Annotated in this window: 3 protein-coding genes; all 3 read left to right on the top strand. The window is 45.2% G+C overall.

The features are described 5' to 3' along the window. The coding region (locus BLL41_RS21630; RefSeq protein WP_141770222.1) for a non-ribosomal peptide synthetase at positions 1–4,151 on the top strand (4,151 nt) is incomplete at its 5' end. A gap of 24 nt (positions 4,152–4,175) precedes the next feature. Beyond that, positions 4,176–11,855 (top strand): non-ribosomal peptide synthetase, encoded by a 7,680-nt coding sequence (locus BLL41_RS21625; RefSeq protein WP_071579380.1) that lies wholly within the window; start codon positions 4,176–4,178, stop codon positions 11,853–11,855. Between the two features lie 18 nt (positions 11,856–11,873). After that, positions 11,874–13,810 (top strand): condensation domain-containing protein (locus tag BLL41_RS21620; RefSeq protein ID WP_141770221.1); only part of this gene is annotated, 1,937 nt, incomplete at its 3' end.

Here is a 13,810-nt window from a genome sequence, read left to right as displayed (position 1 = left end):
TCATTTCAGACGGTGTTTCCGTCAACATTCTGATTCGGGAATTCGGGGAGCTGTACAACAACCGGACCCTTCCGGCGCTTCACATTCAATATAAAGATTATGCCGTATGGCAAGAAGGATTTAAAACCGGGGATGCGTACAAAACGCAGGAGGCGTACTGGCTGAAGCAGCTCAAGGGCGAGCTGCCGGTGCTGGATCTCCCGGCTGATCAACCCCGCCCGCCGGTGCGAAGCTTCGCGGGTGACAAGGTCTCATTTATGCTTGATCAAGAAGCGGTATCAGGTCTTCACAAGCTGGCACGGGAGAACGGAAGCACACTGTACATGGTGCTCCTTGCGGCTTACACAGCGTTATTGTCACGCTTAAGCGGTCAGGAAGATATCATCGTCGGCTCGCCAATTGCCGGCCGGCCGCACAAGGATCTTGAGCCGATACTCGGCATGTTTGTGAACACGCTGGCGCTTCGGACACGCCCGGAGGGCGGAAAGCCATTTGTACAGTATTTGCAGGAAGTGCGCGAGACTGCATTGGAAGCTAATGAGCATCAGGATTATCCGTTCGAAGAGCTTGTCGATAAGCTTAAAGTGACGCGGGATATGAGCCGGAATCCAGTATTTGATGCGATGTTTATTCTTCAAAATATGGAAAAGCAGGAGATGGATCTGGAAGAGATAACAGTCCGGCCTGCCAAATTCGCACATCACATATCTTTATTCGATATCACGTTAATAGCAACCGAAACAGATGAAGCCGTATGCTGCGAATTGGAATTTAGTACAGAAGTGTTCCTGAAAGCTACGATTGAACGCTGGGCAGCTCATTTTATCGAATTTCTGCATGCGGCCATTTCTAATCCTGAAACAAGGCTTTCACAAATAAATATGCTTAGTGAAAAAGAAAAACAAAAAATTCTTACTACATTTAACAAAACTCAAGTTGAATTTGCTCAAAATGATGTTCCTTTTCATCGCATATTTGAAGCGAAAGCTGAAGAAATTCCAGAACATATAGCTGTTATTGATAACGAAACAGAGATTAGCTATCGGCTTCTAAATGAAAGAGCCAATCGTCTGGCACGAATATTGCAAAACAGAAAAGGACCGAAGTCAACTGTGGCAGTGTTAGCCAAGAGATCCATTGATGCAATTGTTGGCGTGCTGGCAGTGATGAAAGCTGGCGGAGTGTATATCCCAATCGATTCACACTATCCAAAAGCTCGTATTGAATATATTCTTCGTGACAGCGGGGCAGATATTCTTCTTTTACAGAGAGAGTTGAAGCATTTGATTTCGAACTCGCCTGAATCTGAGATGTCTCACATCTGCCTTGATGATGAGAGCTCTTATGAAGAAAGTAACTGCAACCTTAACTTATCTCCTGCTCCTGAAGAGGCTGTATATATCATTTATACGTCAGGAACGACGGGTGCGCCTAAAGGTGTTATTGTCACCCATCAGAATTTTACTCATGCTGCTCTTGCTTGGCGTCAAATTTATGAGCTGGATCGGAAGCCTGTCAGACTGCTTCAAATCGCGAGCTTTTCATTCGATGTCTTTTCAGGAGATTTGGCGAGATCATTGACAAACGGCGGGACGCTAATCGTTTGTTCAGATGAAAAGAGGCTGGAACCTGCTGAATTATATGGAATCATGAGCTCCCGTCGAATCACGATAATGGAGTCAACACCGGCTCTCATTATCCCGCTTATGGAGTATATATACCGTAACAAGCTCAAGCTTCCTTACCTAGACATACTGATTCTTGGTTCCGACATGGTGAAAGCTCAAGATTTCAAAACATTGACAGACCGATTTGGCCAAAGCATACGCATCATCAATAGCTATGGTGTCACAGAGGCAACCATTGATTCGAGCTTTTATGAAACAAGTATGGGTCAAGAGTGTACGGGCGATAACGTACCAATCGGCAGCCCGCTGCCGAATGTACGCATGTACGTACTCAGCCAGACTGATCAAATTCAGCCGATCGGCGTTGCCGGTGAGCTGTGCATCGGCGGGGCAGGTGTTGCGAAAGGCTATCATAATAAACCTGACTTAACTCAAGTGAAATTTACAGATAATCCATTTGTCTCTGGAGAAAGGCTGTACAGAACCGGCGATCGCGCCTGCTTCCTTCCGAACGGAACGATCCGGCTTCTTGGCCGAATGGATTATCAGGTGAAGATAAATGGATACAGAATTGAAACAGAAGAAATTGAAAGTGTTCTGCTTCAAACGGGGCTTGTCAGAGAAGCTGCTGTTACCGTTCAGCATGATAAGAATGGACATGCAGGTTTGGCAGCATACATTCTGCCTTCAGATGTCAATACGAATGCTCTCCGTTCTGCTTTAACAAAGGAGCTGCCAGCGTACATGATTCCTGCACATCTGATTCCTTTAGAAAACATGCCGCTGACCCTAAACGGAAAGCTGGACAGAAATGCCTTGCCAGCTCCAAATGATGTGTTGTCGCGTCCATATACCGCACCAGTTGACGACATACAAAAAACGATAGCGTATATATGGGAAGATGTACTGAGCATGTCACGAGTCGGTATTTACGATTCATTTTTTGAGCTTGGCGGAGACTCAATTAAAGCATTACAAGTGTCAGCACGGCTGGCAGCTGAAGGCTGGAGCATGACAATACGCGACTTATTCCGTTATCCAACGATTCAGGAACTAAGCGGACATATCACACCGCTGGCATGTCAAGCGGACCAGGGACCTGTGGAAGGTGAAGCTGAACTCACCCCGATTCAGAGAAGATTTTTCGGACAGGTCCATGCTTTTCACTATCATTACAACCAGGCCGTTATGCTTTTCAGTGAAAAAGGATTCAATGCTAACGCGCTTCGTCTAGCGCTGCGTAAAATAACCGAGCATCATGATGCCATTCGCATGATTTTCCAACGTGACCAAAACGGCTATGTCACTCAGTTTAATCGCGGAATCAATCACAAGGATGATGAACTGTTTGGCCTTTATATTTCAGATTGGACAAAAGTATCGCTGGAAAGGAATCATCTTGATGAAAAATTAGCCGCTGAGGAAACGGTCATTCAAAGCAAAATGAATGTACAACAAGGGCCTCTGCTGCAAGCAGGTTTGTTTAAAACGTCAGAAGGGGATCATCTTCTGATTGCGCTTCATCATCTAGTGATAGATGGCGTTTCTTGGAGGATTCTGCTTGAGGATTTAGCGGCGGCATACCAGCAGGCTTTAGAAAAACAAGAAATCCAATTGCCGCTAAAAACCGATTCTTATTCGTCCTACGCCAATGGTCTTGCCCAAATAGCTGAAAGTAAACAATTACTTTCAGAAAAAACGTATTGGCAAACGATTTTAGACGCTCACACTGCTTTTCTTCCTAAGGACATAGAAAATGTGCCGGGCAGACTCCAAATGAACAGTGACGCACAAGCATTTGTGCTGTCCGAGGACTGGACTGAAAAATTGCTGTTTGAAACTCAGCAAGCCTATGGCACTGATGTCAACGAACTTTTGCTTACGGCTTTAGGAATGGCGCTTTCTGAATGGACAGGGCATGACCGAATCCTGATTAGCACTGAGGGACACGGTAGAGAAGGGCATGTGCCAAACATTGATATTTCTCGGACAGTTGGGTGGTTTACATCCATTTACCCTATTCTGCTAGACATGGGTATTCCCGTGCCTTTCGAGGATCAGCTCGCATACCGAATTAAGACGACAAAAGATATGCTGAGAAGAGTCCCGAACAAAGGAACTGGTTACGGATTGTTAACGCACATAGGAGAACTGCGTCATAAAGAGCCTGAGGTCAGCTTTAATTATCTCGGTCAATTTAGCGAAGCGAAGGAAGCTGAAACGTTTCAATTATCATATTACCAGCCCCGTTACGACATAGCGGGTGAGAGAGAACGAGAATATGAGCTGGACATCAATGCTCTCATTACAGATGGACGGCTTCACGTAAAAGCGGTATACACCCAAGTATTCAGCAAACACTCGATTGAGTGCTTTATGGATTGTTTTCACAGACATCTTATCGAGACGATTGAGCATTGTTCACAGAAAAAAGCACGCGAAAAAACGCTGAGTGATTTCAGCAATAAGGAATTAACGTTGTCTGCATTATCTAGCATCGAAAATTTGGTGAAAGATCTTTAACTTTTGAAAAGGTGTGTGGAATTGATGGCACAATCGGCGCAAATTCAAGATATTTATCCGTTATCGCACATGCAGGAAGGAATGCTGTTTCATTCACTGATGGATTTCAGCTCAAAAGCCTATGTCGAACAGACCTCGTTTACGATCACAGGGAATCTATGCATCGACTCGTTTCAAAAGAGCTTAAACCTTCTTGTTTCCAGGTATGATATTTTCAGAACGATTTTCATTAAAGAAGTACCAGATCTTACAGGGCCGCAGCAGGTAGTCTTGTCAAAACGTGAATTGACAGTATATAGAGAAGATATTTCTCGCCTGGCTGAGCAAGACCAGCAGGCACTGATTGATGCTTTTATGATCAAGGATCGGGAAAAAGGATTTGATTTGCAAAAAGATCCATTAATGCGCCTTGCCCTTTTTGATAGAGGCGACAGCCAATATACTTGTGTCTGGACACATCACCATATCATCATGGATGGCTGGTGTCTCGGCATTATTCTGAAAGAGTTTTTCAGCATGTATGATTCACTCAAAAATAACTCACCTGTACAGCTTGGCAGGACGGTGCCGTACAGCCGTTATATTGAATGGCTCGGAGAACAAGATCAAGAAGAGACTGCTGCTTATTGGAGCGGATATTTGAAGGAGTACGGCAATACTGCTTCTATTCCCCGGATAAAGAGCCGCCCAGCGGACAGGGATTACGAAGCCGCTCAGATCCGCTTTTCTTTAGCACCGGAAATGGTTGAGAAACTGACTGAGGCCGCCCAAAAATGGGGAGTCACACTAAACACGTTGTTTATGAGTATTTGGGGCGTGCTTCTCCATCGATATAATGCCGCTAATGATGTCGTTTTTGGCTCCGTTATTTCTGGGCGCCCGTCAGCGATTGACGGGATTGAATCAATGGTCGGCTTGTTTATAAATACAGTCCCAGTGCGAATTCGATCTGCCGAGGGCATGACGTTTTCTTCGCTGGCCAAATCCGTGCAGGAGGATTTTTTATCATCTGAACAGCACGGGTATTATCCGCTTTATGACATTCAAAACCATAGTCCATTGAAGCAGGGTTTGATCGATCATATTTTTGTTTTTGAAAATTATCCTGTACAGCTTGATCAGGCCCTTCGCATCGAGAGCGAGAATGAGGAAAATGCGCTGAAGCTGGGTGACATTTCAATGTCGGAGCAAACCAATTACGACTTTAATATCGTTATCGTTCCGGGAGAATCATTTTATATCAAATTCAGCTACAACGCAGCCGTTTATGAACGTGAGGAGATGCTGCGGATACAAGGCCATCTAAAGCAAGCGCTAGAATGCATTGTGACACATCCCGATGTTGCCGTCAGTGACATCAATATCGTGCCGCCGGAGGAACAACAGGTTATCCAATTGTTTAATGAAACAGAGCGTCCTTATGTGAACAAAGCGATATCCCAATTGTTCGAGGAACAAGCTTACAAAACACCCGAAGCGGCTGCATTGAAAATGGGAGACGAATGCTGGACCTATCGCCAATTAAACGGAAGGGCCAATCAGATTGCGCATGCTCTCATAGAAAAAGGGGTTGGATCTGGAGATATCGTCGCTGTGATGATGAGGCGGTCAATGGAAATGCCAGCAGCTTTACTTGGGATTTGGAAAGCGGGGGGCGCTTATATGCCGCTTGATCCAAATTTTCCAACAGAACGTCTTTCTTTGTTGCTGAAGGACAGTCAAGCGGCTCAATTGTTGATAGAAGAAGACCTTATGACATTTATCCCGTCGCACTATGAAGGAAAAATTATACCGATAGAACGAACAGAAAGCCACCAAACAGCAGCTCCAGATGTGCCGCCTGGTGATCTTGCCTACTTAATTTATACGTCAGGAACGACAGGGCGGCCTAAAGGTGTTCTTGTTGAACATCAAGGCATTGCCAATACATTGCAATGGAGACGGGAAGAGTATGGCATGACCGAACAGGATATATCCCTGCATTTGTTTTCATACGTGTTTGACGGCTGTGTAACGAGCTTATTTACCCCGCTTTTATCCGGTGCTTGCGTATTGCTGACAACGGATGACGAAGCGAAGGATGTGCTAGCCCTTAAGAGAAAAATAGCCCGTTATAAGGTCAATCACATGATCATTGTTCCTTCCTTGTACCGGGTGTTATTGGAAGTGATGACTGCTGAGGATGCAAAAAGTCTTCGTATTGTGACATTTGCTGGTGAAGCGGTCACACCTGACCTGCTTAAGATGAGCGAAAAGATTTGTCCTTCTGCAGAATTGGCAAATGAATACGGGCCGACCGAAAATAGTGTGGCAACAACAATACTGCGTCAACTGAACGAAAAAGAGATGATCACGATCGGACACCCGATAGCAAACACGAAAGTATTTGTTTTACACGGAAATCAGATGCAGCCGATCGGCGCGGCGGGCGAACTGTGTATTTCCGGCGCGGGCCTTGCGAGAGGATACTACAAACAGCTGGAGCTGACAGAGAAAGCCTTCTACGACCATCCATTCCTTGAAGGGGAACGCGTATACCGAACAGGTGATGCAGGCCGTTTATTGCCGGATGGAACGATTGAATATATTGGACGTTTTGATGATCAAGTGAAAATTAGGGGTTACCGCATTGAACTGGGAGAGGTTGAAACGGTTCTTCGACAGATACCAGGTGTAAAGGAAGCAGCCGTATTGGCCCGTGATGTTTCTGCTGGGGAAAAAGAGCTTGTTGCTTATATCGTTCCGGAAAAGAGAAACAGTCTCCCAGATTTGTATAGGCATCTTGTTGGGACATTGCCGTCCTATATGATTCCAGCAAGTATGATCAACATCAACCGGATGCCATTAACATCCAGTGGAAAGCTTGACCGCTCAGCACTTCCTGAACCTGAAACAAATACGAGCCTCACATATATGGCGCCCCGAACCTTAATCGAAGCTGATCTCGCACGTATTTGGGAAGATGTGCTGAATAAACAGCCAATCGGCATTCGTGATGATTTCTTTCAGTTAGGCGGACAGTCCTTAAAAGCGACCTTACTTGTATCAAGAATACATAAAAAGCTTAATATTGAGCTGCCGATCAGTGAGGTTTTTTCAAATCCGACAATTGAAAGCATGGCTGTCAAATTGATGAACTTAAAAGAACATGCTTTTACACAGATTGAACCTGCGGATCAAAGAGATGTCTATCCGCTGTCTTTCTCACAAAAACGATTATATGCTCTTCATCAGCTGGCAGATGACAGCACAGGCTATAACATGCCCGCTGTACTTGAATTAAGCGGATACCTCGATCGTCAGCGTCTGAGAAGTGTTCTCGCAGAACTTGTGAATCGGCATGAAGCATTGCGGACAGTTTTTGTGATTGATAGAGGAGAGCCCGTACAGCTCATTTATCCTGAGATGGACTTTGATCTGAAAGAGCTTGAAATGGAATCAGACCAAATGCTTGAGTCTGCAATTGAGTCCTTTATCAAACCGTTTGATCTATCGTCCGGCCCGCTTTTTAGGGCATGCCTCGCTTCGATGGGCAATAACCGCGGATTTTTGCTGCTTGATATGCATCATATTATCGCTGACGGTGTCTCGATTAGCACTTTAGTCCAAGAATTTACTGACTTATATTGCGGAAAAGAGCTTCCAGCATTAAACCTGCATTATAAAGATTTTGCTGTTTGGCAGCAAGAGAAGTATCCTAAAGAATTACACAAAAAACAGGAGGCCTATTGGCTCAATCAGCTAGGGGGCAGTCTTCCTGTATTAGATTTACCGCTTGATCAAACAAGACCGCGTCTCCCAGATTTCAGCGGCGGAACAATCGAAGTCAACATTGATAAAGACACGGCTGATGAGCTGCACCGGGTAATGGCTGAAACAGGAACAACATTGTATATGATCCTTCTGGCTTCCTATTCTATTTTGTTATCTAAGCTAAGCAGACAAGAGGATATTGTTGTCGGCTCGCCTGCTTCCGGAAGACCGCACGCCGATCTGGAGAGCGTCATTGGGATGTTCGTCAATACATTAGCAATTCGCTGCCAGCCCGAGGGCCGCAAAACGTTCAGCTCTTATTTGCAGGACATTCGCTGCCTGGCTCTGACAGCTTATGAGCATCAGGATTATCCTTTTGAGAAGCTGGCAGATAAGCTCGATACACATAGAGAAGTAAATCGCAACCCGCTGTTCGACGCGATGTTTGTGCTGCAAAGCAGTGATGATTTTCAGTTCGAAGTGCCAGGTCTATCGATTTCGTCTATCACTCCTAAACACGATATATCTAAATTCGATCTGACATTGCACGCTGAGGAGCATTCTGGCGGAATTCGCTGCCGTTTTGAATACAGCACTGCTCTTTTTGAAGAAGAGACCATTGCACGGTGGGCATCCTATTTTATTGAGCTGTTAAAAAGTGTAACGGCGGATACCGAGATGAGAATTTCGGATATTCAATTGCTTCCTTCTGAAGAGCGTGACTTGTTCCTTGAAAAAATGGGACAGTATGCAGCTTATCCAAGAAATGAAAACATTGTAAGCTTATTTGAAAAAAAAGCCGCTGAACATCCGGAGCATCTCGCAGTGGTGTGCGGTAACTCTCAGCTTACTTATCGAGAGCTGAATGAAAAAGCCGAGCGGACAGCTGCTTTGCTGATCAAACGAGGAGTCAGCACTGGGGATATCGTCGGTCTGATGCTCGATCGGTCACCTGATATGGTCATTGGTGTTTTATCGATTTTAAAAGCTGGAGGGGCCTACTTGCCGATTGATCCTGAATATCCTCAGGAACGTATTAGCTTTATGCTCAATGATAGCGGTACAGAGATATTGCTGACAGAGCGCAGTCAAAACAAGCCCACAGACTACAACGGACATATTTTGTATATCGATGAAGGCGAAAACGACTCAATTTTGGCTGATTTAAACATTGAAATATTAACAGATCAGCCCGCATACGTGATATACACATCCGGAACGACTGGCCAGCCAAAGGGCGTCATTGTCGAGCACCGCAATGTGATCAGTCTCTTAAAGCATCAAAACCAACCTTTTGAATTTGGCCATGAAGACGTCTGGACGTTCTCTCATTCATATTGTTTTGATTTCTCTGTATGGGAAATGTTTGGTGCGTTATTGAACGGAAGTACACTAGTCGTGGTCTCTAAGGAAACAGCCCGTGATCCCCAGGCATTCCGATTATTGTTAAAAAAAGAACGCGTCACTGTACTCAATCAGACCCCGACAGCTTTTTACGGCCTGATGCATGAAGATCAAAACCATCCGGATCGATTAACCATCCGCTACGTCATTTTTGGCGGTGAAGCTTTACAGCCCGGCATGCTTCAAAGCTGGAATGAAAAATATTCTCATGCCGATCTCATCAATATGTACGGTATTACAGAAACGACGGTACATGTTACGTTCAAAAAATTGTCCGCAGCAGATATTGCAAAAAATAAAAGCAATATCGGCCGGCCTCTTTCAACGCTGCAGGCATATGTGATGGACGCTCATATGAATCTGCTGCCTATCGGAGTTCCAGGGGAGCTGTATATAGGCGGTGAAGGTGTGGCACGGGGATATCTAAACAGAGATGAGTTGACCGCTGACCGTTTTGTACCCAATCCGTACCTTCCGGGGGACAGATTATACCGCACGGGAGATCTTGCTAAACGCCTGTCAAATGGCGAGCTGGAATACTTAGGGCGCATTGATGATCAGGTGAAAGTCAGAGGACATCGTATCGAGTTGGGTGAAATCCAAGCGGCTCTTCTCCAGCTTCCAATGATTAAAGAGGCGGCTGTCGTTACCAGAGCAGACGAGCAAGGGGAAACAGCTTTATATGCTTACATGGTGATAAAAGATCAACAGACCGCGAATCCATCAGATATCCGGACTTCTCTAAAAAACATGCTGCCTGATTTTATGCTGCCCGCCCGTTTGATACAGATTGATAGCATCCCGCTAACTGTTAATGGAAAGCTTGATCAGAAAGCCCTGCCGGAACCTGAAAAACACGCTTATACTGCTGATGATATCAGCCCAAGAAATGAGATTGAAAAGGTGATGGCTGAAATTTGGGAGGAGCTTCTTGATGTAGATGAGCTGGGCGTAAACGCTAATTTTTTTGAACTGGGCGGAGATTCTATTAAAGCGTTGCAGGTTTGTGCCAGACTGAAGCAGCGCGGATTTGAAACGACAGTACGTGAGATGTTTGAACATCAGACTCTTGGTGAACTGTCCGCTCGTGTCCGAAAAGCCGTACGCGTCATTGACCAAGGTCCGGTCGAAGGTGAGATCACTTGGACACCTATCCAGCAATGGTTTTTCTCGCAATCTCTGGAAAGCCATCATTTTAACCAGTCCGTTATGCTCTACCGGTCTGAACAATTTGACAAGATTGCGCTCAAAAAGGTGCTAAAAAGCCTGGTAACTCATCATGACGCACTGAGAGTCATATGCCGGTATGAAAATGGCAGTCCGGTTCAGCTAAACAGAGGCATAGATCTGCCAGATGAGGAGCTATATGCTTTTGAACTGTTTGATGTAAAGGATAACGTAACAGACGCGCATAACAGGATTAAGGAAGCAGCCAGCCATATGCAGGAGCAAATGCGTTTGGAAACCGGCCCCTTGCTTCACGCTGGATTGTTTAGAACTGAGAGTGGTGATCATTTGTTTCTGACGATTCATCACTTAGTCGTTGATGCGGTTTCTTGGCGCATTTTGTTTGAGGATTTTTCAACAGCTTACAAACAGGCAGTCTCAGGAGAATCTATTAAACTGCCGCAAAAAACAGACTCATATTTAACGTATTCACAAAAAATAGCTGACTACTCTAAAAGCCGCCAAGTGCAGCGCGAAGCAGCGTATTGGGATGAGTGCGAGAACCGTCACATTCAGCCTGTTCCAAAAGACAATGACGCAGCACCTAACACTTTCATAGATACAGAAATGATTGATTTTGAGCTGTCCCGCCATCACACAGAATTACTGTTAACGGCTGTGCATAAAGCTTACAGCACGGAGATGAATGATATCCTTCTGACAGCTTTAGGACTTGCTTTGCAGCAATGGACGGGCAATAACCAATTTAAAATTAGCATGGAGGGCCACGGAAGGGAATCCTATCTTGACGACATTGATATTAGCAGAACTGTTGGCTGGTTCACCTCCATTTATCCTGTGTGGCTTGATATGAGCGATTCTGAACATAAGAATAACGATGAGCGGCTGGGCCACCTCATTAAACAGACAAAAGACATGCTGCATCGTATACCGCATAAAGGCGTGGGCTACGGTGTGCTGAAATATATCAACAAAAAATGGGGCTCTGAGAAAAACAGCCCGGAAATCAGCTTTAATTATTTAGGTCAGTTTGATCAGGATATTCAATCAAAAGCCTTTGAAGTGTCTGACATCAAGCCAGGAAATGAGATCAGCCCGAACTGGGAGCGGCCTTATGCAATGGATATCAGCGGTGCCATTTCTTCGGGATGCCTGAACCTGCACATCATCTATAACAGGCTACAATTTGAGGAAAAAACAATCCAAACATTTGCCGGGCATTTTAAACAGACATTGGAAAACATCATTGAGCATTGTACGGGCAAAGAAAGCCGAGAATGGAGCGCATCGGATTTCACTGATGAAGATTTAACGCTTGATGAATTGAACGAGATTATGGGAGCCGTCAACAAACTATAGGGAGAGGAGATTCAACCGATGCCGCAGCAAACCGAAATACAGGATATATACCCTTTGTCTTTTATGCAGGAAGGGATGCTTTTTCACTCATTGTATGATGAACAGTCGAGAGCTTATTTTGAACAGGCCTCTTTTACGATCAATGGACAGCTTGACTTGGAGCGTTTCCAGAAAAGTATGAATGCTGTTTTTGACAGGTACGATATCTTTCGAACAGCATTCATCTATAAAAATGTAGCCAAGCCTCGTCAGGTTGTGCTCAAGCAACGTCCTTGCCATGTTCATTTTGAAGATATTTCTCATCTCAATGAAAAAGATAAAGAACATTGTACAGAGGCATTCAAAGAGCAGGATAAATCCAGGGGATTCGATCTGCAAACGGATGTACTGATGAGAATATCTATTTTAAAATGGACGCCTGATCGTTATGTCTGTATTTGGAGCCACCATCATATTTTAATGGATGGCTGGTGTTTAGGCATCGTCATTAAAGATTTTCTTCACATTTATCAAGCGCTGGGTAAAGGCCTGCTTCCTGATTTGCCTCCCGTACAGCCGTACGGGACGTATATTAAATGGCTGATGCAGCAAGATCGTGAAGAAGCAGCTGAGTACTGGAAAAAGCGGCTTCAGCATTTCGAAAAATCTACACCTCTCCCGAAAAGAACAGATCAAATGCCGAATGGGACATTACAGCAGATCACGTTTACTATTCCTGAAAAAGAAACCTCCGAATTACAGAAAATCGCAGCAGCTTCTGGTGCGACACTAAACACTGTTTTCCAAGCTTTATGGGGGATTATGCTTCAAAAGTTCAATCGCAGCAGCGATGCTGTGTTCGGTTCAGTTATATCAGGCAGACCTTCTGAGCTAAAAGATGTGGAAAACATGGTCGGGCTTTTTATCAATACCATTCCTATTCGAGCCCAAAGTGATTCTCTGTCTTTTTCTGACCTAGTCAGGAGAATGCAAAAGGACATGAATGAGGCAGAAGCCTATAGTTACTTCCCCTTGTATGATATTCAGGCGCAGAGTGCTCTTAAGCAAGAGTTGATCGATCATATTATCGTCTTTGAAAATACACCTGCCCAGCAAGAGATTGAAGGGCTGAATCAAGCGGGGGCATTTGATTTCTCCGTCAAAGATTTTGAGATGGAAGAGGTGACCAATTATAGTTGCAGTGTCAAAGTGATCCCAGGCCGTACCTTGTACGTTCGGATTCATTTTCAGACCGGCGCTTATCATCCAAGCATGATGTCTGAAATAGAAGATTATTTGCTGCACATGGTCTCTGACGTCATCTCTGATCCTTCTCTTCCTGTGTCAAAGATGACATTGCTAGATGAGAACAAAACACGGAAAATCGTTTCTCAAAACAACAGGTCAGTATCTGTTTCGCCTGAAGCTCCAACTCTGCACGGTCTGTTTGAACGACAGACGGCTTTCACACCGGAGCGGCTGGCCATTCGATTTTCAGGCGGTTCGCTGACATACGCTGAGCTCGACATGTATGCCAGCCGGCTGGCTGCCCGCCTTACGGCACGCGGTGTCTCGAAGGGAAGCATCATCGGTGTCCTGTCTGAGCGGTCACCTGACATGCTGATCGCTGTACTTGCTGTATTGAAAGCTGGCGGGGCGTATTTGCCGCTTGATCCTGCATATCCGGATGATCGGCTGAGCTACATGCTCAAAGACAGCGGTGCAGTTCTCTTGCTGACGCAGCCGGGATGTTCCGCACCGAGCTTTTCCGGAGAGACGCTTGAAGTTGACTTAACATCTCTTGCGCGAGAAGAAGCAGAACGTCATGTGTCTGCTTCTGTTAGCGGCAGTTCTCTCGCTTATGTCATCTATACGTCGGGCTCCACCGGGCAGCCAAAAGGGGTAGCCGTCGAGCACCGCCAGGCTGTTTCTTTTCTGACCGGCATGCAGCGCCAGTTTCCGCTTTCGAAAGATGA

The sequence above is a fragment of the Bacillus sp. FMQ74 genome, assembly GCF_001875785.1.
Lineage (GTDB): Bacteria > Bacillota > Bacilli > Bacillales > Bacillaceae > Bacillus > Bacillus stercoris.
This window is presented reverse-complemented; position numbering and strand designations above follow the sequence as displayed.

Coding starts and splice junctions, on each gene's coding strand:
- BLL41_RS21625 (WP_071579380.1), top strand. CDS start 4,176: ATGGCACAATCGGCGCAAATTCAAGATATTTATCCGTTATCGCACATG.